Here is a 23,476-nt window from a genome sequence, read left to right as displayed (position 1 = left end):
GCGGGAGCCACTTTGTTTCTCCACGATACAAAACGCCGAGCCGTCTACGCCAATCCGTCCCGCATCCCGGACCTCGGGCGGGCTCCGTAGGTCGTCCGGCGCCCGGTGGGGACGTCAGCCGGTCGTGATCGCCTCCAGGGCGCGGCGCGTCTCGGGCCCGTACACGCCTTCCTCGTCGTCCTCGATGGAGTGGTACTCCTGGAACCTCTCCACCGCTCGCCTCACCTGCCTGGAGTACTCGCCGTCGATCGGGCCGTCGTAGACCCCCCACGCCTCCGTGAGCCGTCGCTGCAGTTCCGCGACCTCGGCCCCGGAGTCCCCTTGGCGCAGCGTCGGGGGCGCCGTCTCACGGGTGGGCGTGGGAGTGGGCGCGGACGTGGTCCGGGTGGCCGTGGGCGGCGGCGGTACGGCCGGTGCGGTGGCGGCGTTCGTGGTCCGGACGGCGGAGGGCGAGGCCGAAGCCGAAGCGGAGCGCGAAGCGGAGGCCGACGCCGAGGTCGAGGACGACGTGGAGGGCGTGGGTGTCGGCTCCTCCGATACGGCGACGTTCTCCGACGCGCTCGTGGTCACCGTGGGCACGGCCGCGCGGTCGTCCGTCTCGTCCCCGCCGTCCAGCAGGCTGGCGGCGACGGCCGCCGTGGTGACGACCGCGACCGCGACCGCCGCCGCGAGCGCCACGATCGCGCCCCGCCGGCGCGTGGCCGGCCGCGGCTCGGGCTCGTCGTACCTGTCGTACTCGTACTGCCCTTCGACCCCGTCGGTCTCGTAGTGCCCTTCGGGCCCGTCGATGGGGTGGTGGCCGTCATTCCCGGTGTACCCGTCGTACGCGCCGACACCGTCCGGGGCGGGCGCCGCGCCGATCCCTGGCAGCAGCAGCGGCATGGTCTCGGGGCCGTCCCCGGTCGAGTGCGCCACCGTCGGCGGTACGGGTTCGGCCGCGGGCGCCACCGGTCCCTGCACCGGATCCGCCGCCGGACGCGGCACGGAAACCGGAACAGGAGCCGGAAGCGGAGCCGGAACCGGAATCAGAGGCGGCGGCACCTCGTGCGCGCCGCGCTCCGGCGCGTCCAAGGTCACGTACGGCCTGATCCGCAGCGGGTCGAAGTCCTCCGCCGCGGCGATCTCCGCCTGGACGCAGGCGCAGCCCGGTCTTCTCTGTACGCCACATTCAGGACAGTCGTGTCCGGTCATGGTGGATCCCCTCCCCAGTTCAACTGGCAGCGATTATGCAGGCCGCCCCTGTCCGTCACCTGAACAGCCGTTCCCCTCGGGAGGACATAAGGGGGCACAACGATCAGGATGAGGGGATACGGACCCCTGAGGACACGCCCGGAGATGCTTATGGCCCAGGAAGTACGCTCGCCGGACCTCGGCGGCGACCCCGCTCCTGGGGAGGGGCGGAGTCGCCGAAGCATTGTCGTCGCGATCAGTGCGCTGCTGCTCGGCATGTTGCTCGCCGCACTCGATCAGACCATCGTCTCCACCGCCCTGCCGACCATCGTCAGCGAGCTCGGCGGGATGGAGCACCTCTCCTGGGTCGTCACGGCGTACATCCTCGCGTCGACGGCGGGGACTCCGCTGTGGGGCAAGCTCGGCGACCAGTACGGCCGCAAGAAGCTCTTCCAGGCCGCCATCGTCATCTTCCTCGTCGGTTCCGCCCTCTGCGGCATCGCGCAGAACATGCCGCAGCTCATCGGCTTCCGCGCCCTCCAAGGGCTCGGCGGCGGCGGGCTCATCGTCCTGTCGATGGCCATCGTCGGCGACCTCGTCCCGCCCCGGGAACGCGGCAGGTACCAGGGGATGTTCGGCCTGGCCTTCGGCGGCAGCAGCGTCCTCGGCCCGCTGCTCGGCGGGCTGTTCACCCAGCACCTCTCCTGGCGCTGGGTCTTCTACATCAACCTGCCCATCGGCATCGTCGCCCTCTTCGTGATCGCCGCCGTGCTGCACATCCCCGTACGCGGCACCCGGCACACCATCGACTACCTCGGGACCCTCCTCATCGCCTCGGTCGCCACCTGCCTCGTGCTCGTGGCCAGCCTCGGCGGCACCACCTGGGACTGGGGCTCCCCGCAGATCATCGGGCTCGCCGTCCTCGGAGCCGTACTCCTCGTCTGCTTCGTGTACGTCGAGCGGCGCGCGGCCGAACCCGTACTGCCGCTGAAGCTGTTCCGGATCCGGACCTTCACCCTCGTCTCGGTCATCAGCTTCGTCGTGGGCTTCGCCATGTTCGGCGCGATGACCTATCTGCCGACCTTCCTCCAGGTCGTCCAGGACGTCACCCCGACCGCGTCCGGCGTCCATATGCTGCCCATGGTCGTCGGCATGTTCATCGCCTCGACGACGTCCGGTCAGATCGTCTCCCGCACCGGCCGCTGGAAGGTCTTCCCCATCGCGGGCACCGCCGTCACCGCCCTCGGGCTGCTGCTCCTCCACAGGCTGACGGAACACAGCTCCACCTGGCAGATGAGCGTCGACTTCTTCGTCTTCGGCGTCGGACTCGGCCTGGTCATCCAGGTCCTCGTCCTCGTCGTGCAGAACGCCGTCTCCTACCAGGACCTCGGCGTCGCCACCGCGGGCGCGACCTTCTTCCGGTCCATCGGGGCCTCGTTCGGCGTCGCCGTCTTCGGCGCGATCTTCACCAGCGGGCTCAACACCCAGTTGGAGGGGGTCCTCGCCGGACAGCCGCTGCCGCCGGGGACCGGCCCCGAACAGATCGCCGCCGATCCGCGCGCGATCGCCGCGCTCCCGCCCGAACTGCAGCCGTCGGTCGTGCACGCGTACGCGACCTCGATCACCGACGTCTTCCTCTACGCGGCGCCGGTGGTCTTCGTCGCGTTCGTGGTCGCGTGGTTCCTCAAGGAGGACAAGCTGCGCGGCTCGGTCACCGCCCCCGACGCCAGCCAGACCCTGGCCTCCAACCCGGTGGAGCGGTCCTCCTACGAGGAGTGCGCCCGCGCCCTGTCCGTGCTCGGTTCACGCAAGGGGCGCAGGGAGATCTACGAGAAGATCACCGCGAGGGCCGGGCTCGATCTGCTGCCGGCCGCGAGCTGGCTGCTGCTGCGGATCCGCCGCCACGGGACCGTGGAACCGGCCTGCCTCGCCGAGACCACGCCCGTACCGCTGCGGGCCATCACCGAGGCGTCCCGGCAGGTCGAGGAGCGCCGCCTCGCGCGCCGGGAGGGGCTGCAGCTGATCCTCACCGACGACGGGGTCGAGGCCGCGGCGAAGCTGGCGAAGGCACGTGAGGATTCGCTCGCCGAGCTGCTGGGGGACTGGTGGGGGCCGGACCGGCCGACGGATCTGGTGCAGCTGGTGGAGGAGCTGACGGCGGAGCTGAACGGCTCGGACGAGGAGCGACCACGCCTGCCGGAGCCACCGCGCGACCACCAGGCGTAGCCGCCCGGCGGCGACGCACAACCGCCCGTGACCAGCGCGCGCGTAACCGCCCGGCGGCCACGCACAGCCCCCACGCGTAGCCGACCCGTGGCCACGCAACAGCCGCCCGGCGCGCACAACCGCCCGCCGGCCACGCAACAGCCGCCACGCACAGCCGACGCGTCGTCAGAGGTCCTTGCCGTACCAGATGTCCATGTACGGGCCCTCGCAGTACGCCGGGATCTCCGTGTAGCCGTGGCGGGCGTACAGGGCGCGTGCCTCGACCAGGTCCAGGCGGGTGTTGAGGACCATCCGCCGCGCGCCCAGCCCACGGGCCGCGTCCTCCAGGTGCCCGAGCAGGGAACCGGCGCCGCCCGTGCCCCGGAAGGCGTGGCGCACGAACACCCGGGTCAGCTCGGCGCGTTCCCCGTCGAGGAGCAGCACACCACCGCAGCCGGCCGCCTTGCCCTCGTACCGGGCCACCAGGAACCGACCGGTCGGCGGCGTCAGAAGCTCCACCCCGTCGTTCGTCAGCCCCTCGTCGATCTCCGCCTCGGTCGCGGGCCGCTGCCAGTAGCGGCTCGCCACGTCGTCGTAGTAGTCGCGGCGCAAGGCGGTGGCGTCCGGGGTGTCGACACGCTCGGGGGTGAAGGTCCAGGTCATACGCGCCATTGTGGGCGCACGACCCGGACCCGTCGCCTGCTTTTTCGAGCGGCGCCTCAGCCCTGCTTGGGCGCGGCCTGCTGGACGACCTCGAAGGACCACAGCGTGGAGCCGGTCGCCGCCGGCTTCGGGCGACCCTCACCCTCGGGGCCGCCGGAGGTGCCCTGGTGGGCCGCCTTCATGGAGCCGCTCATCCAGTTCTGGAAGTCCTCCTCGCTGCGCCAGCGGGTGTAGACCAGGTACTGGTCCGTCCCCTCCAGCGGCCGCAGCAGCTCGAACCACTCGAAGCCGTCGGAGCCCTCCACGGCACCGGCGCGGGACGCGAAGCGCTGCTCCAGGACTTCGCGCTGCTCGGCCGGAACGGTCAGGACGTTGATCTTCACGATGCTCATGAAGGGCAGGATATGACCGGTACGGGCGCCTCTAGTCCACGACCCGGGCAAGGAGCAGCCCGTCGTACCCCCGCACGCCCACCGTCTGGAACGCCGTCGCGTCCAACCGCGGCTCGCGCGAGATCAGTTCGAACATCGCGCGGGTGCCGGTGATCGCCGCGTCGTTCGGGTTCTCCTCGGCCACCTTGCCGCCGCGCACCACGTTGTCGACGACGATGACCGTGCCGGGGCGGGAGAGCCTCAGCGCCCACTCCACGTAGTGGGGGTTGTTCGCCTTGTCGGCGTCGATGAAGACGAAGTCGAACGGGCCCGCGCCCTCCGCCTCCAGCTTCGGCAGGGTGTCGAGGGCCGCGCCCGTCCGGACCTCGACGATCGAGTCGAGGCCGGCGCGGGCGATGTTGGCGCGGGCCACGTCCGCGTGGGCCGGGTTGTACTCCAGGCTGATCATCCGGCCGTCGGCCGGCAGCGCCCTGGCCATCCAGATGGTGCTGTAGCCGCCGAGCGTGCCGATCTCCAGAACCGTGCGCGCGCCCCGCGTCGCGACGAGCAGGTTCAGCAGCTTGCCCTGGTTGGGGGCGACGGCGATCTCGGGGAGCCCGGCAGCCGTGGAGTCGGCGAGCGTGGCGGCGAGCGCCTCGTCGTCCGGGGCGAGCAGGTCGGTGAAGTAGCTGTCTACGGAAGCCCATTGGTCATTGGTCATGCGGCCGAACGTACCGCAGCGCGCCCGCGCCGGGCGCGTACCGCCACGGCCGTTCCGACCGCCGCGAGCAGCACACCGGAGACCGTCAGGAACCAGACGGGGATCCCGTCGCCGACCGTGAGCAGCCGGCCGGTGTAGATCACCTCCCGGTACGGGGTGTCGGCGACCGTCCTCAGTTCGTGGTCGCCGTCGATCCGCGACGGCTCGGGGAACTCCTGGTCGAGGGCGGTCAGATAGACCGGGCGCCCGCCGGTGAGCGCGGCGACCGCGCCCTCCTTCTCCTCGATCCCGCCGGCGAACGTCACCTCGGGGGCGGCTCCGCCGATGTCGTCGCGGGGCTCCATGCGGTGGTCGGCGAGGACGTACAGGCCGAGGGACTGCGGGGTCTTCGCCAGGCGGGAGAGCCGCATCGGGTAGACGAGACGGTCGCTGGCGAAGCTGATCCTGAGCGGGGTGAGATCGCCCATGAGCGCCGTGCCGGTGGCGTCGGGCGCGAGGCGCACCGCGACGTACTCCCACTTCCGCTCGACGTACGGCCGCAGTTCGGTCGAGAGCCGGTCGGAGAGCTCGAAGCCGTTCTTCTCCAGCCAGCCGCTCAGGGCCTTCGGGTCGGTGGCGGTCAGCCGCGCCACGTCGAAGGGGCCGAGCCGTTCGCGCCCGACGACACCGACGTCCGGGGCGCTGCTCCCGGGCGCGGCGCCCGCGGCGCCGTCCCCGGTGCTGAGGTCGAAGGGCCAGTCGCCGTTGCGCGGCCAGAAGTAGTACCGGTCCTTGTGCTCGGGCCGGGTGAGGTCCTCCAGCGCGTCGAACAGCTCCGGGTCGCCGAGCGTGACGTCGGCCCGGCCGGGCACCGGCATGATCCAGGCGGCCCGCTCGGCGTTCCCGCGCACGGTGAAGCGCATGACGATCTGTTCCGTACGGCCGTCCCAGCGCACCGCCGAGGTCTCCCGGTCGACGCCGATGCGCTGGTTCGCGTCCGGGATCATCGCCCCGCAGCCGCACGCGTAGGCCGGTGCGATCAGTGAGCCGAGCTGGAGCGCGAGCAGCGCGACGATCATGGCCAGAATTCTCTGTGTCCCCCGCATGTGCGCTCAGACGCGGGGCGCGAGGTTCCGGTTCCGGGTACCGAAGGCCGAGGTGCGCCCATGGGTCGAGGGGGGCGGGAGGCGGGAGCCCCAGGCGTAGGGGGATGGGCTCCCGCCTTCCGGTCTGTCAGGAGCCGACCCGGACCTGCAACTCCTTGATCCCGTTCAGCCAGGCCGCGCGCAGTCGGCGCGGCTCGCCCACGAGCGTCAGTTCGGGCAGGACGTCCGCGAGCGCGTTGAAGATCAGCTCGATCTCGTTGATGGCGAGCGACTTGCCGAGGCAGAAGTGCGGGCCTCCGCCGCCGAAGCCGAGGTGCGGGTTCGGGTCGCGGGTGATGTCGAAGGTCTCGGGGTTCTCGAAGACCTCGGGGTCGTTGTTGGCGGAGGAGTAGAAGAGCCCGACGCGGTCGCCCTTGCGGATCTTCTGGCCGCTGATCTCGGTGTCCTGGGTGGCCGTCCGCTGGAAGGAGACCACAGGGGTCGCCCAGCGCACGATCTCCTCGGCGGCGGTCGCCGGCCGCTCCCGCTTGAACAGCTCCCACTGCTCGGGGTGGGTGAGGAAGGCGTACATGCCGTGGCTGATGGCGTTACGGGTGGTCTCGTTGCCGGCCACTGCGAGCAGGAGCACGAAGAAGCCGAACTCGTCCGAGGAGAGGTTGCCCTGGCCCTCGGCGGCGACGAGCTGGGTCACGATGTCCTTGGCCGGACACTCCTTGCGTGCCGCGGCGAGGTTCATCGAGTACCCGATGAGCTCCATGGCGGCCTCGGCGCCGATCTCCTCGGTGATGGCGTACTCGGGGTCGTCGTAGGCGACCATCTTGTTCGACCAGTCGAAGATCCGGGCGCGGTCCTCCTGCGGCACACCGATGAGTTCGGCGATCGCCTGGAGCGGGAGCTCGACAGCGACCTGGGTGACGAAGTCGAAGGAGCCGTCGGACGAGGCGTTCCGCTTCGCCTCCTCGACGATCGCCCGGGCGCGCTCGCGCAGCGCCGCCTCCAGGGTGCGGATCGCGCGGGGGGTGAAGCCGCGCTGGACGATCTGGCGGACCCGGGTGTGCTCGGGCGGGTCCATGTTGAGCATGATCAGCTTCTGGACCTCGATCTGGTCCCGGGTGATGTGCTCGTTGAAGCGGATGACGGCCGTGTTCTCGGTGGAGGAGAACAACTCGGGGTGGGTGGAGACGTACTTGACGTCCGCATGCCGGGTGACGGCCCAGTAGCCCTCGTCGTCGAAGCCGGTGATGCCGCGCGGCTGGGGGCACCACCAGACGGGCGCGGTCTGTCGCAGTCGCGCGAACTCCGGGAAGGGGATGCGGCTCTGGAGCAGATCGGGGTCGGTGGCGTCGAACCCTTCGGGGAGGTGAGGGCAGGGCATCGGCAACACTCCATGTCTGAGACACGCGTGCCTGACAGCATGTCTGACGGTCCATCAGAAGTTGACCGCAAGGTAGTAACGGGTTCTACAACTCGCAAGGGATGCGACGGGAACTGTTGCGGGTGGTCGGCGCACGCGGGTGCGTGCACAACCCTTGCGTACCGGCGGTAGCAGTCATAAGACTTCACTCAGAACTAGAACGCGTACTAGTTCCCCGTACCGCCCCCGTCGCGGAGTGCCGGGACACCCCGCCCGGGCGAGGAGAGGACGAGCTCATGGCCGCGGAACCCGTCATCGTCGAAGCAGTACGCACCCCCATCGGCAAGCGTGGAGGCGCGCTCGCCAATCTGCACCCCGCCTACCTTCTGGGCGAGACCTATCGCGAACTCCTCGGACGCACCGGCATCCACGCCGACTGCGTCGAGCAGATCGTCGGCGGCACCGTCACGCACGCCGGCGAGCAGTCCATGAACCCGGCGCGCAACGCCTGGCTCACCATGGGTCTTCCGTACGAGACCGCTGCCACCACCGTCGACTGTCAGTGCGGCTCCTCGCAGCAGGCGAGCCACATGGTCGCCAACATGATCGCCTCGGGGGTCATCGACATCGGCATCAGTTGCGGTGTCGAGGCGATGTCGCGCGTCCCGCTGGGCTCGGGCTCCAAGCACGGGCCCGGAAAGCCCTGGCCGGACGAGTGGAACGTCGACCTGCCCAACCAGTTCGAGGCCGCCGAGCGCATCGCCCGGCACCGGGGCCTCACCCGCGAACGGGTCGACTCGCTCGGCCTGCTCTCCCAGGAACGGGCCGCGAACGCCTGGTCCGAGGAGCGCTTCAAGCGCGAGACCTTCGCCGTCCAGGTACCGACGACGGAGGAGGAGCAGGCCGCCGGGCAGGGCATGTGGCGGCTCGTCGACCGGGACGAGGGGCTGCGCGACACCAGCATGGAGGCGCTCGCCCGGCTCAAGCCGGTCATGCCGACGGCCGTCCACACCGCCGGCAACTCCTCCCAGATCTCCGACGGCGCCTGCGCGCTGATGTGGGCCTCCAAGCGGATGGCCCGCGCGCTGAAGCTCAGGCCGCGCGCCCGGATCGTCGCCCAGGCCCTCGTCGGCTCCGATCCGCACTTCCACCTGGACGGGCCGATCGACGCCACCCGCGCCGTCCTCGGCAAGGCCGGGATGTCCCTCAAGGACATCGACCTCGTCGAGATCAACGAGGCCTTCGCCTCCGTGGTCCTCAGCTGGGCCCAGGTCTTCGACCAGGACCTCGACAAGGTCAACGTCAACGGCGGCGCCATCGCGCTCGGTCACCCCGTCGGCGCGACGGGGGCGCGGCTGATCACCACCGCGCTGCACGAACTGGAACGTACCGACAAGGAGTTCGCGCTCATCACGATGTGCGCGGGCGGGGCGCTGGCCACCGGCACCATCATCCAGCGGCTGTAGCGCTTCTCCTTCTCCGCGCCCGTGTCCGCGACTCCGGCATCCGCCGTCACTGCCGCCGGGTCGGCCGGTGCCCGGGAAACGCCGCAGGCCCCGCCCCTCCGTGAGGAGGGCGGGGCCTTGCGAGGGGCAGCCGGCGGCTGGGGGTGACTCTTAGTACCAGCCGTTGGCCTGCCAGAACGCCCAGGCGCCGTTCGGGCTGCCGTAGCGGTCGTTCATGTAGTCGAGACCCCACTTGATCTGGGTGGCCGGGTTGGTCTTCCAGTCCGAGCCGGCCGAGGACATCTTCGAGGCCGGGAGGGCCTGGACCAGGCCGTAGGCGCCGCTGGACGAGTTGGTGGCGGAGGGGTTCCAGCCGGACTCGTGCTCCACGATCTTGCTGAACGACGCGAACTGCGAAGCCGGAACGATCTGCTTGGCGATCGCCTTGGCGTCGCTGGGAGCGGCCGAGGCCGAAGCCGTCGTGCCCAGAACCGCGCCCGAGGCACCCAGCAGCACGGCTGCGGAGACGGCCAGGGTCTTCTTGCGGGAGTTGGCACGGGTGGCGATGGAGCGGAACACGAAGCGACCTAACGTCGGGGACATGGGGTGCGCCGGGCGTTTTCGGCAAGCCGGAACCAGAGCCCGGGGAACCCGGATCCTGTGGGGAATCGGCCTGTCCGAGGCGCTGCGCTGAGCGCTGCTGCCTGGCGACGTCCACCAGACAACCAGGGCCGGAACAGCGACGCAACGACCCCCGGTACGAGGCGGACTCGGACTCGCGCCGAACGTCCCTTGGCGGGGTCTCCGGCGTTTTCGCAGCTCACGTAGGGCTATGGGGTGATTTGGGAGGGTCTGAACCCTCTCCTATTTCGCTTCGTACGTGACGTAGGTCCTGTGGGGCGCCTCACCCCGAGGGGGCCCGTCCGGGGCCTCGAATGTGACCTGGGCCTCGAAGTTCGCCCGCCGCGTGGCCCGCCGAAGCGCCTTGAGGAGCGTCCGGCCGACGGTCAGCGTGAGGACCACCGTGAGGGCGGCCCGGCCGAGGTCCCAGCCGAGGGAGGTGGCGAGGACGTACGCGAGGAAGCGGACCAGGTTCTCGTGGACCGGGTCGCCGGGGACGAAGGAGATCCCCGTCCCCAGGCCGCCGACGGTGACCCAGCCGTAGAGATTGGTGACCGTGCCGTAGGCGAACGCCGCCAGGAACCCGTACGCCGACAGCATCAGCAGCTCGCCCCGGCCCCGGACCCAAGCTCTCGGCTTCGCTCGAGCAGGGGTGCCCCCCACCGGCCCCGGTAGCAGGCCCGCGCCCATCGTGAACCAGCCCATCGCCAGCATCTGGACCGGCATCCACGGACCCACACCGCCCGTGAGCAGGGCGGACGCGAACATCGTCACCGCGCCGAGCACGAAACCGAACCCCGGCCCGAGGACCCGGCCGCTCAGCACCATCAGGAAGAACATCGGCTCCAGGCCCGCCGTCCCCGCCCCGAGCGGGCGCAGCGCCGCGCCCACGGCGGCCAGCACGCCCAGCATCGCGACCGCCTTCGCGTCCATCCCGCAGTCGGCGATCGTGGCGACCACGACCGCGATCAGCAGGGGGAGGAGGGCGGCGAAGAACCAGGGGGCGTCGGCGGCGTGCGTCGTCACGGCCGAGGAGGCGTCCGCGAAGAGGGGCCAGCCGATGGCGGCCAACCCGATCAGGGAGACCAGGACGAGCGCGGCGACCGAACGCGGACCGAGCCGGACGGGTCCTCCGCTGCTCACAGCGCCTCCCTGACCTGCTCGACCGTGAGCCACGGCTGCGGGGCGAGGATCTTGGCGACCTGAGGGGAGAAGGCGGGGGAGGAGACGACGACCTCGGCCGTCGGACCGTCCGCGACGACCTCGCCGCCCGCCAGGATCACCACCCGGTGCGCCAGCTCCGCGGCCAGCTCCACGTCGTGCGTGGCGAGCACGATGGCGTGGCCGTCGGTGGCGAGCTCACGCAGATGCGTGACGAGACGGGCCTTGGCCGCGTAGTCGAGACCGCGGGTCGGCTCGTCGAGGAGCAGGAGCGGGGGGCGTCCGGTGAGCACGACGGCCAGCGCGAGCGCGAGGCGCTGGCCCTCGGACAGGTCGCGGGGGTGCGTGTCGTCCGCGACGCCCGGCAGCAGCTCGGAGACCAGGGCGCGGCAGGTGCCGGGTGCGGCGCCCGCGTCGGAGTCGGCGGCGGAGCACTCGGCGGCGACGGTGTCGGCGTACAGCAGATCGCGCGGCTCCTGCGGTACGAGTCCCACCTGCCGGATCAGCTCGCGCGGGTCGGTCCGGTGGGGGACGCGGCCGGAGACGAGGACGGCCCCGGAGGTAGGGGTGACGGTGCCGACCAGCGCGTTGAGCAGCGTGGACTTGCCGGCGCCGTTACGCCCCATGAGCGCGACGGTCTCACCGGCCCGGACCCGCAGGTCCACACGGCGAAGCGCCTCGACGCGCCCGCGCCGGACACCGAGGGCGTCGACGTCTACGAGCCGGTCGGACACGGGGGCGTGGGTGTCGGTGCCGCGCCGCCAGAGCTTGGGGATGCGCCCGGCCCACCCCCTCCCTGCGGTGTCCACGCCCGGCCGCGGAGGGTCGGCGGGGGTGCGGGCAGGGGCGGAGTGGGGAAGGAGGGGCTCCTCCGGGGCCCTCTCCGTGAGCCGGGCCTCCAGGCGGGACCGCAGGTCACCCGCCGTGCGGCGGGCGTCGCGGACCGTCAAGGGCAGCGGCTTCCAGCCCGCCAGGCGGCCCAGTGCCACCACCGGCGGGTGTACCGGTGAGATCGACATGATCTCGGCCGGTGGGCCCATGGTGCCCTCCGGCAGGAGGAGCACCCGGTCCGCGTACTGGACCACCCGCTCCAGGCGGTGCTCCGCCAGCAGGACCGTCGTGCCCAGGTCGTGCACCAGGCGCTGGAGCACCGCGAGGACGTCCTCCGCCGCCGCCGGGTCCAGCGCGGACGTCGGCTCGTCGAGGACGAGGACCTCGGGGTGCGGGGTCAGCACGGAGCCGATCGCCACCCGCTGCTGCTGGCCGCCGGAGAGCGTGGCGATCGGCCGGTCGCGGAGCTCCGCGAGGCCCAGCAGGTCCAGGGTCTCCTCCACCCGGCGCCGCATCACCTCGGGCGCGAGGCCCAGCGACTCCATCCCGTAGGCCAGCTCGTCCTCGACCGTGTCCGTGACGAAGTGCGCCAGCGGGTCCTGCCCGACCGTGCCGACCACGTCCGCCAGCTCGCGGGGCCGGTGCGTCCGCGTGTCCCGGCCCGCGACCGTGACACGGCCGGTCAGCGTCCCGCCCGTGAAGTGCGGGACGAGCCCCGACACCGCGCCGAGCAGGGTCGACTTGCCGACCCCCGACGGACCGACCAGCAGGACCAGTTCGCCTTCCGGGATCGTCAGGTCGAGGTTGCGCAGCGTGGGCTCCGACGCGTCCCCGTACCGCACCGAGACGTTCTCGAACCGGATCACGACGACTCCTTCGGTACGGGGGCCACGAACGCGGGCACCAGGCCCACCAGCAACGACACGGCCGGCCAGAGCGGAAGCTCCGGCGCGACGAGCGGGACGACGCCGGGGTGCAGCGCCTCGTACGCGTAGACGTTCGCCCAGATCATCAGCGCCGCCACGGCCACCCCCGAACCGGCGACGAGCCACGCCCGCACCCCCCACCGGTCCGGCCGGTACCGGGTGCGTACCGTCCGGCGCCCGCCGAGCCGGAGCCCGGCCATCGCCGCGACGAGACCGGCGACGACCAGCGGCAGCCCGTACCCCGCGCCCTGCGCCGCCAGCAGACCGTACGAACCGGCGCACACTCCGAGCAGCCCGCCCAGCGTCAGGACGTTCGTCGTCCGCCGCACGGCCGCCGGCACCTGCGCCGTACGCCCGTATCCGCGCGCGTCCATCGAGGCCGCCACCGCGATCGACCGCTCCAGCGCGCCCTCCAGCACCGGCAGCCCGATCTGGAGCACCGCCCGCACCCCGCCCGTCGGCCGCCCCCGCAGCCGCCGGGCCGTCCGCAACCGCATCACGTCCGCGACCATGTTCGGCGCGAAGGTCATCGCCACGACGACGGCGACCCCGGCCTCGTACAGCGCGCCCGGCAGCGACTTGAGCAGCCGCGCCGGGTTGGCGAGCGCGTTCGCCGCGCCCACACAGATCAGCAGGGTCGCCAGCTTCGCCCCGTCGTACACCGCGAAGACGACCTGCTCCGCCGTCACCCGGCCACCGATCCGCACACCCTGCGCCCAGTCCGGCATCGGCACCTCGGGCAGCGTGAACAGCTCGTACGTCCCCGGGATCGCCGAACCGAGCACGATCGAGAACGCCACCCGCAGGGCCACCACGAACAGGCCCAGCTTCACGAACGCGCCGTACGAGCGTGCCCAGGGGGCGTCCGTGCGGCGGGCCGCGACGACATAACCCGCTACCGCGACGATCAGGCCGAGGAGGAGCAGGTTGGTGGTACGGGAGGCGGCCACGGCAAGCCCCAGCGCCCAGAGCCACCAGGCGCCGGCGTGCAAGGCGTTGGAGCGGTTCGCCTCGGGGGCACGGATCATGCGCGGCGGCGTGCCTTCCAGACCGCGGCGCCGCCGAGCGCGAGTACGGCAGCCCCGCCCACGACGATCCCGGCGGAGGGCCCGCCGTCGTCGCCGTCGGCCTTGTGAGCGGCGGACGGCGTGGGATCCGTGGTGGGCGTCCCCGCCGGGGACGACGGCTTCGCCTCCGCCACCTGCTCGCCGCAGCCCTTCGCCGGATACCCGGCGATCCCGCAGAGCAGGGCGGCGCTGTCGTACCGCAGCGGCTTCACCACGGCGGCCAGCGCCTCCGCGCCCGTCGCGGACTCGCGGACCTGCGCGCAGCCGACCTTCAGCCGCTGCGCCGGCGGGCTCTCCCCGGGCGGTGCGTCGTCGGCGTCGCCGTAGTCGACGACGACGGCGATCCGCTTGGTGTCCGCCTTCTCCTCGACGCCGGCGCAGATCGTCGTGAAGGAGGGGGCGGCGGAGGGCCGGGAGGAGTCGCTGGTGTCGTTGCTGAGGGCGAAGCGGAAACCGATCGCGTCCCCGTCACCGGGCCGGGCGGTCGCCGGACCCTGCGTCGCGTACGTCCACTTCCCGCCGCCGTCGCTCTCCCAGAACGACCAGTACCGGTAGCCCGCGGCCTGGGCGGGAGCGGCGACGGCCAGCGTCAGTACGACACCCGTCGCCGCGCCGGCCACGACACGGGCGGCGCGGCGTCCGGGGTCCCCGGCCACGGAGCCGAGACGCCGGGGCGTCCGGAGCCGGGGCGTCCTCACTTCTTGCGCCCGCTCAGCAGGAAGCCGATCCCGACACCGACCACCATGCCGATGCCGATGATCCACCACAGGTCGAAGGAGCCGGAGTCCCCGTCCTCCTCGCTCGGCGAGGCGCTCGGGGACGGCGTGCTCTGCGGCGCGGGGCCGGTGGCGTTCAGCTCCTTGACGAGGTCGGTCGAGCCGAAGGCGCGCGGGTCGACACCCATCGCGTTCGCGGCGAAGACCAGCTGGGCCCAGGCGGCCGGGCCGCTCTCCTTGGCCCAGGTCGCGGAGTTCTGCTGCAGCCAGGTCAGCGCCCCGGTCGCCTCCTTGGTGGCACCGGTCGCTGCGAGCGCGACGACGGCGTCGGCGGTGTTGCCGAAGTCGGGCAGCTCGGTCGGGTCGGTGGCGCCGGGCATCGGCGGGGTGTTCAGGTGGCCGGTCCGGGCCAGCGCGCCGGCCAGATAGGAGGCGCCGTTGAGCGCGGCCCGCTCGGCGGTGGGCTTCGGAAGGTCCTTGCAGGTCGGGGACTGCGCGGGCTTCACACCGCCGGCGGTGATGCCCTTGCCCAGACCGGCGATGGTGGCGGCCGCGGTCGCGTCGGCGTTCGCGAACAGCCGCCCGTCCTTGTCCGGCTGGTACGCGAAGGCGCCCGGGCCGTCCTTCGTGGCGCAGGGGGTCGCGAAGGTGAGCAGCGCGTCGTACGGCGACCGGCCCTCGGCCGACTTCACCTCGCCCGGCTTGTCACCGAGGGCGGCGAGCGCGCTGACCACGATGGAGGTCGAGTTGGCGTCGCTGGGGCTGCCGGGGTTGTAGCCCCAGCCGCCGTCCTTGTTCTGGATGCCCTTCAGCCAGCCGGAGCCCGCCTCGACGGCCTTGGACACCGCCGCCGGGTCGGCGCTCTGCGCCTGGACGGCGGTGAGGGCGTGGAGGGCGACGGCCGTGGCGTTGGTGTCCAGCATCGTGGCCGGGGTGCACGGCTTGGCGGGGTCCGGCCGGTACGAGGAGAACGCGCCGCTCTCGCACTGCTGCCCCTTCAGCCAGGTCACGGCCTGCTCGGAGGGCTGCACACCACTGATCCGCTGGGCGATGAAGGCGACCGACTGGCGCCAGACACCGTCGTACGTCGGGTCCTTCGTGCCGTAGAGACCGGCGGGGATCACCGGTGCGGGCGTGGGGGTCGGAGAGGGCGCGGCTGACGCGGCGGGTGCCAGCGCGGTGCAGAGCACGGCGGCGGTGGCGAACGCGGCGGCGCCGCGGCGGACGGTGGTCATGCGTGCTGGCCTCTCCTGCGGCCGGGCACCGGCACGCACAAGGCACCAGGCTCGGCTCCGTATTCCTCGACGGTGCCGGCGGTCACGTCCCGACGGGGCATTCCGACTCACCGTCGACGGCTTGAGGCGACGGTTCACGGTTGCGGGTCAGTGCCGGAATTGCACCGGCTTCCCCCCGTACGGGCATGATGACGACTCGCACACTCTACCGGCCCGTACACCTCGCGAACGGTGGGTGCGAGGCGCCTCACACGGAGCCTGCACGGGCCCCCGGCGGCTGTGCCATGCTGACTGCTGCTCACGTGACCGTTGTTCACGTGTGCGACGTGGACGGCGTCTCACGGGGGTGGGCTGAATGCGGCCGTTGACCGAGACCGATCCGCGCCGGGTCGGCGCGTACCGGCTGCTGTACCGCCTGGGGGAGGGCGGCATGGGCTGCGTCTACCTGGGCCGCTCGCCGGACGGGCGGACGGTCGCCCTCAAGGTCGTCCACGGCGCGCTGGCCGGTGATTCCGGCTTCCGGAAGAGGTTCGCCCGCGAGGTCAGGGCCGCGCAGTCGTTACGGGGGGCGGGGACGGTGCCCGTCCTGGACGCCGACCCCGAGGCGGCGGTGCCCTGGCTGGCGACCGCGTACGTCCCCGGGCCCGCGCTCTCCGAGGCCGTGATCGCGCACGGGCCGCTGCCCCAGGACGCCCTGTGGCGCCTTCTCTCCGGACTCGCCCACACCCTCGACGGCGTGCACCGCGCGGACCTGGTGCACCGGGACGTCAAACCGTCCAATGTCCTGCTCTCGCAGTCCGGACCCCTGCTCATCGACTTCGGCATCGCGCGCTCGGCCGACGAGACGGCGCTGACCGGGACCGGCCTCGTGGTCGGCTCGCCCGGCTACATGTCACCCGAGCAGGCGGAGGGCAGGACCATCGGCTCGGCCGCCGACGTCTTCTCCCTCGGCGCGGTCCTCGCCTTCGCGGCGACCGGGCGCGGCCCGTTCGGCGGCGGATCGGTGGCCGAGCTGCTCTACCGGCTCGTGCACCACGAGCCGGACCTCGACGGGGTCGGGGGCCGCTTCGGGGAGCTCGCGCGGGAGTGTCTGGCCAAACGGCCCGAGGACCGGCCGGCGGTCGCCGAACTCGCCGCGGTCGCCGACGGGCATCGGGCCGCTCACGGCTCCTGGCTGCCGGCGCCGGTCGTCGCCGCCATCGCGCAGAAGGCGGAGGAGCTGCTCAACGCGGAGGCGGAGGAGGAGGCGGAGGCGGAACCGCGGACGGCGGCCGAGGTGTCGACGGCCGCGCCGGCGGAGGGGGTGGAGCCGGCCGTGGAGGGGGGCGAGTCGGTCACCACCGTCCTGCCCGCGCACACCCCGGCTCCCACGGCGGTCCTGCCGGGGCGCGCGAGGAGCAGGACCGGGACGGCGAGCGTGCCGCGCGCCCGGGCCGAGTCGGGACGCCCGCTCGCCCGCGTGCGTGCCGTCAAGGCCCTGACGACAGGGCTGGGCAGACCGCTGTACGGACTGTTCTTCCTGGTGCCGATGTTCGCCTTCCTCATCGGCGGGATCGACCTCATGGACCGGGCGGTCCGCTACCCGTCGCTCTCGGACCAGCAGCAGGGCCCCTACCAGTGGGCGCTGAACGACTGGTGGCGTGTCCCGGGCACGCTGCTCCTGTTCGCGGCGATGGTGGGGCTCCACCGCTACAGGCGGCGTCTGGTGACCGTCCCGCCCGGCAGGGTCCGGCTGTGGGCGGCCGGGGTCGGCGTCTACTGGATCGCGCTGTGCGTCGTGAGCGTCCTGCACGTGCTCTGGTTCATCTTCGTGTACAACGGCGCGGCCTACGACGGCGGCGAGCCCTTCCTGATGTGGGTGGCCGTTCCCATGATCATCCTCGGCGGCGGCACCGCTCCGCTGATCCTGGTGATGTCCTGCATCCGGATCGCCAAGGCCTGATCCCGCCTCCGCGCGAACGTCAGACCGCCACGTACGCGACCGGGTCGGTGCCCTCCGCGGCCTCGGCCCGGCCCAGCTTCACCAGTCGTCGCACATGGGCCTCGGCCTCGCTGACGGCGATGTTCCTGGAGCCGTACGGGATCTGCTCCCAGGGCCTGTTCCACTCCATGCGCTCGGCGAGCTGCCACGGCGTCAGCGGGGTGGCGAGCAGGCCGAGGAGGCCGGTCAGCCGCTCCTCGTGGTGGTCGAGCAGCTCCCGTACCCGGCCTGCCGCGTCCGCGAAGGCGTACTGGTGGGCGGGGAGAACCTCGGCGACGCCGAGCCTCCCGATCCGCTCCAGCGAGTCCAGGTAGTCGCCGAGGGGGTCGGTGACGGTGGCATCGTCCGGGTCCTCGTACAGGCCGATGTGCGGGGAGATCCCGGGCAGCAGATGGTCGCCGGAGAAGAGCCGGCCGTGGCCGGGCAGCCGGGCGGGGTGCTCCTCCTCCAGGTGGAGGCAGACATGGCCGGGGGTGTGGCCGGGGGTCCAGATCGCGCGCAGCCGTCGTCCGGCGAGGTCGAGGAGCTCGCCCGGGACGATCTCGCGGTCGGGGACGGCCGAGCGGAGTCCGGGCAGCGTCCGGGTCCGGCCGCCCGAGCGGGCGGCGAGGAGCGGGGCGATGTGTTCCTCGGGGGCGCCGACGGTGGTCAGCTTGCGGGCGAGGTACTCCAGCCAGGTGGCGGGCTCGGACTCGCGGGTGCGGCGGACGACGGCGGTGTCGGCGGCGTGCATCGCGATCCACGCGCCGGACGCCTCGCGGACCTGCCCCGACAGACCGTGGTGGTCGGGGTGGTGGTGGGTGATGACCACCCCGTGGACGTCCCGTACGGAGGTGCCCAACGCGATGAGTCCGTCGGACAGTTCGGTCCAGGAGGCGGGGTCGTCCCAGCCGGTGTCGATCAGCACGGGGCCGCGGTCGGTGTCGAGGACGTGGACCAGGGTGTGGCCGAGCGGGTTGTCGGGGATGGGGACCTGGATCGACCAGACGCCTCCGCCGTGTTCGGTCACCTGGCTCATGGGCCCTCATCTCCTAGCGACGGCACGGCGCTTGCTCGACCATGGCCACTATAACGAGAACTGACGATCCGTCAGAGTGTCCTGCGTCGCATTGACCTCACCCCGACTCCGACCTGAGGTCGGGCCGTCGTGGGTGGTTGTCGGTGGCCGCCTCTGTGCCCCTTCGGACGGCCTGGAGATGGCCCGGCGGCGGCCGGTGCGGACCTCATGCGTCACTGAGGTCGGACTCGTGGTGTCGTAGCAGCTGACGGCTGGTCGTCCGCCGGGGCGTCACCGAGGCAAGTGGTATCCACGAGGGGCTGACCGCCCGACGCGTGATGGTGGAAACGGGCTCTATCGCCCCCTCATGAGGCCCCAACTCCCTCCCCTTTCCGGTCGATCGGGCCGTTACACGCCGTGATCCAATGGAGTGATGACGTGGGATGAGTGGGACAACGCGAAAGCGGACGTGACAGCCCAGCGGCAAACCTCCATGCGACTCAACCAATTGCCGGACGGCCCGGGAGGCGAGGGGCAGGCCAACCTCGTCGTGAACCAGGACGACCTCGGCGGTGTCGGCCATGAGGCCTTCATGCTGCACAGCCGGTTACAGAAGGGGGCTGACATCGCCGGCGCCGGCTCCGACAAGGAGGGAGCCGGCTCCACGATGCAGGCAGCAGCAGCGTTGAAGGGCAGCAACTTCGCTCTCGGGGGCGAACTGGAGGCGACGGTGTCCGTCTGGACCTCACAGGTCAAGAGCGTCCTTCAGGCCTGCGCACACATATCGAACCACCTGGACTACTCGAAGAAGACACACGCTGAGAACGACGCCGCGATCGCCGCGTCGCTCCGGAACCGGGACGGCTCGGCCGTGACCGTCTCCCGCCTCGCCGAGTACTTCAAGTAGAGGGAGCACCTCGTGAACTACGACGAGCTCATCGAAATCGACCTCGCCAAGCTGGGGACGGCGGTCGCCGACTGGAAGCGCGTGGCCGGGGCGATGCAGCGGCTCGGCGGTGAAGCCCGCGACGGGATGAAGGCGAAGGCCGGCAAGGCCCGTTGGGAGGGCGTCAACGCGGGTGTGACCCGGGACTTCGTCGGCAAGACGGTGAAGGAGTTCGAGGACCTCCACAAGGAGGCACAGAGCATATTCGGGGTCCTTGATGACGCGTACAGCGAGCTGAAGAGCATCCAGCAGCAGGCCAGGGGCGTCGCCGCCGAGGCCAAGGAGAGGGGCTTCAGCGTCACAGGGCGCAAGGACGGAACCGTGGTGATCGCCGATGCTCTCATCTGCGAGGTGGACGGCCCCGGGCAGAAGAAGCGCGAAACGATGCAGTGGTACGCCGACACACTGACCGGGATCGTCAGCCACGCCACCGAGGTGGACGCAGCTGCGGTACGGGCGCTGCGCGCCAGCCACGGCGGTGATCCGACCAACGCCGGCCACGCGTCGTACACGTCGCTCGACGAGGACATGCTGCCCCGCGCCGTGAAACTCGCCGGTCTGGGAGAAGACGCCAACGACAAGCAGCGCGCGGAGCTGCGGCGGCTGTGGCAGTCACTGAGTCCCGAGAGCCGGGCACAGCTGTGGACACAGAACAAGGACGAGCTGTTGGCGGCCGGTCTGTTGACCCCTTCGGTCAAGCGCGTGGCCGCGGACAACGGGGCGGGACCGTACGACGTCGATTCACCCGGTCTCGAGGACTACTGGAAGGAGCTCCAGGCCAACGGGATCTCGAACACCGGTGACTTCATCGGCAAGACGGACGCGGCCCGGCACATGGATCACTACCTGAACGGGACCGGCAACACCATCGACCTCGATGTCGACAGGATGCTGAGCGACGAGGGCGACACGGTTCTGCGTGACGTGTCGGCGAAGACGCGCTCCGACCACGAGGACGAATGGCGCCGCCAGGCGCTTGACGCCTTCGAGAAGTCGGGCGGCAAACCCGTCGCGATCCCCGTGGAGACCATCGGGGAGGGTTACACCCACGACAAGGGGCCCGATGGCACGGCGAACTGGTTCCTGGCCGTGGGCAGCGGGATGACGAACACCACGGGTGTTGTGACGGCGGTGCCGGGCCCGGACGGTAAGCCGCAGGTCGGCATCGACTATCAGGTCAATGTGTGGGACCGGTACAACTGGGACCCCGGGAAGTTCACGCCCATCGGTCCGACCACGGTGACGGACGCCGACATGGCTCGAATGCACACGACGGGGCAGGCCAAGGAATTCGACATGAGGGGGAGCAGTTCGGTGCAGCAGCACGACATGAGTTCCGGTGGCGCCTGGCCCGGTCCGAAGGAACCGGGACGCGACGGCACGCGTACCGACATCGGCCGGAACGAGGACGCTCGATGAGCATGGAGCCGCGAGGCAGGTGGGATCCCGCGTTGGTCGCCGGGGTGGCCCTGCTCGCCGGGCTCGTGGCCGGGTGCTCGGGGGCGACGGGGAACGGCACTCCGGCGGCGGACCGCTCGTCGGGGCAGGCGTCGCACTGGGTGGACGGGGCGACCGTGGAGTCGATCGCCAGGACGCTGCATGTACAGGTGCCCGAGGCGGCAACCGGGGCGAAGGCCGCGCACTTGCAAGGGCTGCAGGACGATGGCCTGATCATGGCTTTCGCCCTCCCTACGGGCGAGGCGGACAAGTTCGTCGCGCAGCTGAAGCCGGAGGAACCGCTCAGGCTGCGGGCTCAGCCGCTGCCCCGCATCACGAACCCGTCGACGCCTTTCTCGCACCTGGGACTGCCGGAGCCCGATCTGTTGGCGGGTGTCCGCGAGGGCCAGGTGTGCGCGCCGTGCGAGGGCGACCTCAACTGGCTGAAGGTCGCGGTGGCGCAGGTCGACGACCGCACCAGCCGGGTCTATCTCATCGGCGCCGACTGACCGCCGACCGGTGAACGGCCGCCACCCCGAAGGGCGGTACATCGCCGACTGGCACCGTGGTGCGCCCCTCGCCCTGGTGGGCGTGGAACTGCTGGGGTGGCGTGGCCACTGGCCGAGCTCCCGGACCCGAGAGGCCAAGGGGCAGTGGAGCGTCTGACGGCCCAGAGACGGCCCAGGCGGCATGACGTAGGCCCCATCAGCGGCAAAGCGGCTGGTGGGGGCCCATCTCGTCCTGGGCATTGCCCCCTATAACTAGAACTGATATCAGTTCTGATACACAGTCAGAAACATCGCGGGTTCCGGGAGGCAGTCGGTCATGACCGAGCTTGTGGAGCACGGAAAGCTGTTCATCGGCGGGGAGTTGACCGATCCGCTCGGCGGCGACGTCATCGAGGTGATCTCGCCCCACACCGAGGAGGTCATCGGCCGGGTGCCGCACGCCTCCGAGGCCGATGTCGACCGGGCCGTCGCCGCCGCCCGCGCGGCCTTCGACCGGGGGCCCTGGCCCCGGATGAGCGTCGAGGAGCGGATCGAGGTCGTCACCCGGATCAAGGACGCCATCGCCGTACGCCACGAGGAGATCGCCCGCTCGATCAGCGCGCAGAACGGCTCCCCGTACTCCTGGAGCGTCCTCGCGCAGGCGCTCGGCGCGATGATGGTGTGGGACGCGGCGATCACCGTCGCGCGCGACTACCCGTACGAGACCCGGCGCGCCGGTGTCCTCGGGCCGATCCTCGTGCGGCGCGAGCCGGTGGGCGTGGTCGCGGCGGTCGTGCCGTGGAACGTCCCGCAGTTCACCGCCGCCGCCAAGCTCGGACCCGCGCTCCTCGCCGGCTGCACCGTGGTCCTCAAGCCGTCCCCCGAGTCCCCGCTGGACTCGTACATCCTCGCCGAGATCGCGACCGAGGCCGGGCTGCCGGAGGGCGTCCTGTCGATCCTCCCTGCCGACCGGGAGGTCAGCGAGTACCTGGTGGGGCACCCGGGCGTCGACAAGGTCTCCTTCACCGGATCGGTCGCGGCCGGAAAGCGCGTCATGGAGGTCGCCTCCCGCAACCTCACCCGGGTCACCCTCGAACTCGGCGGCAAGTCCGCGGCCGTGATCCTGCCCGACGCCGACGTGGCGACGGCGGTCGCCGGGATCGTCCCGGCCGCCTGGATGAACAACGGGCAGGCATGCGTCGCGCAGACCCGCATCCTCGCCCCGCGCAGCCGGTACGACGAGATCGCCGAGGCGTTCGCCGCCGCAGCGGGCGCGCTCGTGGTCGGCGACCCGCTCGACCCGGCGACCCAGGTCGGTCCGCTGGTGGCCAGGAGGCAGCAGCAGCGCTCGCTCGACTACATCGGGATCGGCCAGGAGGAAGGCGCCAAGATCCTGTCGGGCGGTGGCCGTCCGGCCGGCCTCGACCGCGGCTGGTACGTCGAGCCGACCCTCTTCGGAGGCGTCGACAACACGATGCGGATCGCCCGCGAGGAGATCTTCGGGCCGGTCATCTGTCTGCTTCCGTACGGGGACGAGAGCGAGGCGCTCAGGATCGCCAACGACTCCGACTACGGGCTCAGCGGCAGCGTCTGGACCGGGGACGTGGAGCACGGCATCGACTTCGCCCGGCAGGTGCGGACGGGCACGTTCAACGTGAACACCTTCAGCCTGGACATGCTGGGGCCGTTCGGCGGCTACAAGAACTCCGGCCTGGGACGGGAGTTCGGCCCGGAGGGCTTCGGCGAGTACCTGGAGCACAAGATGATCCACCTGCCCGCCGGTTACGAGGGGCAGGGTGGCGCCTGATGGGCGACCGCTGGCACGTCGAGGTCGACCGGGGGGTGTGCATCGGCTCCGGCATGTGCGTGAACCATGCCCCGGACGGCTTCCGCCTCGACACGGCCCGTCAGTCCCACCCGCGCGAACCGGAGTCGGACGCGAACGAGAAGGTGCTCGCGGCTGCCGAGGGCTGTCCGGTGGAGGCCATCCTGATCACGCTCCTCGACGGCGGGGAGAAGCCGGTTTTCCCGCCCGAGGAGTGATGTCCCCGGATTC

General features: G+C 71.5%; 22 protein-coding genes and 1 riboswitch. Of the genes, 9 read left to right on the top strand and 13 right to left on the bottom strand.

The features are described 5' to 3' along the window. Nucleotides 1–114 precede the first annotated feature (114 nt). On the bottom strand, nucleotides 115–1,191 hold the full coding sequence (locus ACFQ7Q_RS07570) for a peptidoglycan-binding protein (protein ID WP_383551002.1): 1,077 nt from the start codon (nucleotides 1,189–1,191) through the stop codon (nucleotides 115–117). Between the two features lie 150 nt (nucleotides 1,192–1,341). Here ACFQ7Q_RS07570 and ACFQ7Q_RS07565 point away from each other — a divergent pair, with 150 nt between their 5' ends. Further along, nucleotides 1,342–3,396: a DHA2 family efflux MFS transporter permease subunit gene (locus ACFQ7Q_RS07565; RefSeq protein WP_383551001.1), complete on the top strand. Its 2,055-nt coding sequence runs from the start codon at nucleotides 1,342–1,344 to the stop codon at nucleotides 3,394–3,396. A 165-nt stretch (nucleotides 3,397–3,561) separates the two neighbouring features. On the opposite strand, the gene ACFQ7Q_RS07560 is transcribed toward ACFQ7Q_RS07565, so the two are convergent. From ACFQ7Q_RS07560 to ACFQ7Q_RS07540, 5 genes are all read right to left on the bottom strand, one after another. Further along, complete coding sequence (locus ACFQ7Q_RS07560; RefSeq protein ID WP_383550999.1) at nucleotides 3,562–4,047, bottom strand: GNAT family N-acetyltransferase; 486 nt, start codon at nucleotides 4,045–4,047, stop codon at nucleotides 3,562–3,564. A 47-nt stretch (nucleotides 4,048–4,094) separates the two neighbouring features. Further along, nucleotides 4,095–4,430 (bottom strand): antibiotic biosynthesis monooxygenase, encoded by a 336-nt coding sequence (locus ACFQ7Q_RS07555; protein WP_329121071.1) that lies wholly within the window; start codon nucleotides 4,428–4,430, stop codon nucleotides 4,095–4,097. Nucleotides 4,431–4,461: 31 nt separating this feature from the next. Next, a complete protein-coding gene (locus tag ACFQ7Q_RS07550; RefSeq protein WP_383550996.1) occupies nucleotides 4,462–5,130 on the bottom strand; it encodes an O-methyltransferase in 669 nt (222 codons plus the stop codon). Beyond that, nucleotides 5,127–6,188 (bottom strand): DUF2330 domain-containing protein, encoded by a 1,062-nt coding sequence (locus ACFQ7Q_RS07545; RefSeq protein ID WP_383550994.1) that lies wholly within the window; start codon nucleotides 6,186–6,188, stop codon nucleotides 5,127–5,129. The genes ACFQ7Q_RS07550 and ACFQ7Q_RS07545 overlap by 4 nt, the downstream gene beginning before the upstream one ends. Before the next feature lie 154 nt (nucleotides 6,189–6,342). Continuing rightward, a complete protein-coding gene (locus ACFQ7Q_RS07540; protein WP_383550992.1) occupies nucleotides 6,343–7,590 on the bottom strand; it encodes a cytochrome P450 in 1,248 nt (415 codons plus the stop codon). Nucleotides 7,591–7,865: 275 nt separating this feature from the next. Here ACFQ7Q_RS07540 and ACFQ7Q_RS07535 point away from each other — a divergent pair, with 275 nt between their 5' ends. Then, nucleotides 7,866–9,035, top strand: a complete 1,170-nt coding sequence (locus ACFQ7Q_RS07535; RefSeq protein WP_383550990.1) for a steroid 3-ketoacyl-CoA thiolase — start codon at nucleotides 7,866–7,868, stop codon at nucleotides 9,033–9,035. 150 nt (nucleotides 9,036–9,185) lie between these two features. Here ACFQ7Q_RS07535 and ACFQ7Q_RS07530 read toward each other — a convergent pair whose 3' ends face one another. The 6 genes from ACFQ7Q_RS07530 to ACFQ7Q_RS07505 all read right to left on the bottom strand — a co-directional run bounded on the left by ACFQ7Q_RS07530 (nucleotide 9,186) and on the right by ACFQ7Q_RS07505 (nucleotide 15,571). Further along, complete coding sequence (locus ACFQ7Q_RS07530; protein WP_352188225.1) at nucleotides 9,186–9,593, bottom strand: transglycosylase SLT domain-containing protein; 408 nt, start codon at nucleotides 9,591–9,593, stop codon at nucleotides 9,186–9,188. A 285-nt stretch (nucleotides 9,594–9,878) separates the two neighbouring features. After that, complete coding sequence (locus tag ACFQ7Q_RS07525; RefSeq protein ID WP_383550988.1) at nucleotides 9,879–10,811, bottom strand: ECF transporter S component; 933 nt, start codon at nucleotides 10,809–10,811, stop codon at nucleotides 9,879–9,881. Continuing rightward, entirely contained in the window at nucleotides 10,775–12,493 is a 1,719-nt protein-coding gene (locus ACFQ7Q_RS07520) for an ABC transporter ATP-binding protein (RefSeq protein WP_383550986.1), read from the bottom strand. Before ACFQ7Q_RS07520 ends, ACFQ7Q_RS07525 begins: the two co-directional genes overlap by 37 nt. Continuing rightward, nucleotides 12,490–13,581: an energy-coupling factor transporter transmembrane component T gene (locus ACFQ7Q_RS07515; protein ID WP_383550984.1), complete on the bottom strand. Its 1,092-nt coding sequence runs from the start codon at nucleotides 13,579–13,581 to the stop codon at nucleotides 12,490–12,492. The genes ACFQ7Q_RS07520 and ACFQ7Q_RS07515 overlap by 4 nt, the downstream gene beginning before the upstream one ends. Next, nucleotides 13,578–14,276, bottom strand: a complete 699-nt coding sequence (locus ACFQ7Q_RS07510) for an SCO2322 family protein (protein WP_383550982.1) — start codon at nucleotides 14,274–14,276, stop codon at nucleotides 13,578–13,580. Before ACFQ7Q_RS07510 ends, ACFQ7Q_RS07515 begins: the two co-directional genes overlap by 4 nt. A 38-nt stretch (nucleotides 14,277–14,314) precedes the next feature. Then, nucleotides 14,315–15,571, bottom strand: coding sequence for a prenyltransferase/squalene oxidase repeat-containing protein (locus tag ACFQ7Q_RS07505; protein WP_383550980.1), 1,257 nt, complete (start codon nucleotides 15,569–15,571; stop codon nucleotides 14,315–14,317). 95 nt (nucleotides 15,572–15,666) lie between these two features. Then, nucleotides 15,667–15,746, bottom strand: a riboswitch (cobalamin riboswitch). A 180-nt stretch (nucleotides 15,747–15,926) separates the two neighbouring features. Here ACFQ7Q_RS07505 and ACFQ7Q_RS07500 point away from each other — a divergent pair. After that, nucleotides 15,927–17,513, top strand: coding sequence for a serine/threonine-protein kinase (locus tag ACFQ7Q_RS07500; RefSeq protein ID WP_383550978.1), 1,587 nt, complete (start codon nucleotides 15,927–15,929; stop codon nucleotides 17,511–17,513). Nucleotides 17,514–17,532: 19 nt separating this feature from the next. Here ACFQ7Q_RS07500 and ACFQ7Q_RS07495 read toward each other — a convergent pair whose 3' ends face one another. Then, nucleotides 17,533–18,570, bottom strand: coding sequence for an MBL fold metallo-hydrolase (locus ACFQ7Q_RS07495; protein ID WP_383550976.1), 1,038 nt, complete (start codon nucleotides 18,568–18,570; stop codon nucleotides 17,533–17,535). A gap of 412 nt (nucleotides 18,571–18,982) precedes the next feature. Between ACFQ7Q_RS07495 and ACFQ7Q_RS07490 the strand changes: the two genes are divergently transcribed. From ACFQ7Q_RS07490 to ACFQ7Q_RS07465, 6 genes are all read left to right on the top strand, one after another. Next, the gene (locus tag ACFQ7Q_RS07490) at nucleotides 18,983–19,456 is read left to right on the top strand and encodes a hypothetical protein (protein ID WP_383550974.1); all 474 of its coding nucleotides are present in this window, start codon (nucleotides 18,983–18,985) and stop codon (nucleotides 19,454–19,456) included. A 12-nt stretch (nucleotides 19,457–19,468) separates the two neighbouring features. Continuing rightward, entirely contained in the window at nucleotides 19,469–20,914 is a 1,446-nt protein-coding gene (locus tag ACFQ7Q_RS07485) for a hypothetical protein (RefSeq protein ID WP_383550972.1), read from the top strand. After that, nucleotides 20,911–21,441: a hypothetical protein gene (locus tag ACFQ7Q_RS07480; protein WP_383550970.1), complete on the top strand. Its 531-nt coding sequence runs from the start codon at nucleotides 20,911–20,913 to the stop codon at nucleotides 21,439–21,441. Before ACFQ7Q_RS07485 ends, ACFQ7Q_RS07480 begins: the two co-directional genes overlap by 4 nt. A gap of 10 nt (nucleotides 21,442–21,451) precedes the next feature. Continuing rightward, nucleotides 21,452–21,598 carry a hypothetical protein gene (locus ACFQ7Q_RS07475; RefSeq protein ID WP_383550968.1) on the top strand — a complete coding sequence of 49 codons (147 nt, stop codon included), beginning with the start codon at nucleotides 21,452–21,454 and terminating at the stop codon, nucleotides 21,596–21,598. A gap of 159 nt (nucleotides 21,599–21,757) precedes the next feature. Continuing rightward, nucleotides 21,758–23,227: an aldehyde dehydrogenase gene (locus ACFQ7Q_RS07470; RefSeq protein WP_383550966.1), complete on the top strand. Its 1,470-nt coding sequence runs from the start codon at nucleotides 21,758–21,760 to the stop codon at nucleotides 23,225–23,227. Beyond that, nucleotides 23,227–23,463: a ferredoxin gene (locus ACFQ7Q_RS07465; RefSeq protein ID WP_383550964.1), complete on the top strand. Its 237-nt coding sequence runs from the start codon at nucleotides 23,227–23,229 to the stop codon at nucleotides 23,461–23,463. The genes ACFQ7Q_RS07470 and ACFQ7Q_RS07465 overlap by 1 nt, the downstream gene beginning before the upstream one ends. Nucleotides 23,464–23,476: the final 13 nt, after the last annotated feature.

The sequence above is a fragment of the Streptomyces sp. NPDC056527 genome (assembly GCF_042794475.1).
Classification (GTDB): Bacteria; Actinomycetota; Actinomycetes; order Streptomycetales; family Streptomycetaceae; genus Streptomyces.
Note: the sequence above shows the minus strand (reverse complement) of the source record. Positions and strands in the feature narration are given on the sequence as shown.

Bases quoted from the DNA above. Each gene is read 5' to 3' on its own strand.
- ACFQ7Q_RS07570 (WP_383551002.1), bottom strand. From the start codon at position 1,191: ATGACCGGACACGACTGTCCTGAATGTGGCGTACAGAGAAGACCGGGC.
- ACFQ7Q_RS07565 (WP_383551001.1), top strand. From the start codon at position 1,342: ATGGCCCAGGAAGTACGCTCGCCGGACCTCGGCGGCGACCCCGCTCCT.
- ACFQ7Q_RS07560 (WP_383550999.1), bottom strand. From the start codon at position 4,047: ATGGCGCGTATGACCTGGACCTTCACCCCCGAGCGTGTCGACACCCCG.
- ACFQ7Q_RS07555 (WP_329121071.1), bottom strand. From the start codon at position 4,430: ATGAGCATCGTGAAGATCAACGTCCTGACCGTTCCGGCCGAGCAGCGC.
- ACFQ7Q_RS07550 (WP_383550996.1), bottom strand. From the start codon at position 5,130: ATGACCAATGACCAATGGGCTTCCGTAGACAGCTACTTCACCGACCTG.
- ACFQ7Q_RS07545 (WP_383550994.1), bottom strand. From the start codon at position 6,188: ATGATCGTCGCGCTGCTCGCGCTCCAGCTCGGCTCACTGATCGCACCG.
- ACFQ7Q_RS07540 (WP_383550992.1), bottom strand. From the start codon at position 7,590: ATGCCCTGCCCTCACCTCCCCGAAGGGTTCGACGCCACCGACCCCGAT.
- ACFQ7Q_RS07535 (WP_383550990.1), top strand. From the start codon at position 7,866: ATGGCCGCGGAACCCGTCATCGTCGAAGCAGTACGCACCCCCATCGGC.
- ACFQ7Q_RS07515 (WP_383550984.1), bottom strand. From the start codon at position 13,581: ATGATCCGTGCCCCCGAGGCGAACCGCTCCAACGCCTTGCACGCCGGC.
- ACFQ7Q_RS07505 (WP_383550980.1), bottom strand. From the start codon at position 15,571: ATGACCACCGTCCGCCGCGGCGCCGCCGCGTTCGCCACCGCCGCCGTG.
- ACFQ7Q_RS07500 (WP_383550978.1), top strand. From the start codon at position 15,927: ATGCGGCCGTTGACCGAGACCGATCCGCGCCGGGTCGGCGCGTACCGG.
- ACFQ7Q_RS07495 (WP_383550976.1), bottom strand. From the start codon at position 18,570: ATGAGCCAGGTGACCGAACACGGCGGAGGCGTCTGGTCGATCCAGGTC.
- ACFQ7Q_RS07490 (WP_383550974.1), top strand. From the start codon at position 18,983: ATGACGTGGGATGAGTGGGACAACGCGAAAGCGGACGTGACAGCCCAG.
- ACFQ7Q_RS07480 (WP_383550970.1), top strand. From the start codon at position 20,911: ATGAGCATGGAGCCGCGAGGCAGGTGGGATCCCGCGTTGGTCGCCGGG.
- ACFQ7Q_RS07470 (WP_383550966.1), top strand. From the start codon at position 21,758: ATGACCGAGCTTGTGGAGCACGGAAAGCTGTTCATCGGCGGGGAGTTG.
- ACFQ7Q_RS07465 (WP_383550964.1), top strand. From the start codon at position 23,227: ATGGGCGACCGCTGGCACGTCGAGGTCGACCGGGGGGTGTGCATCGGC.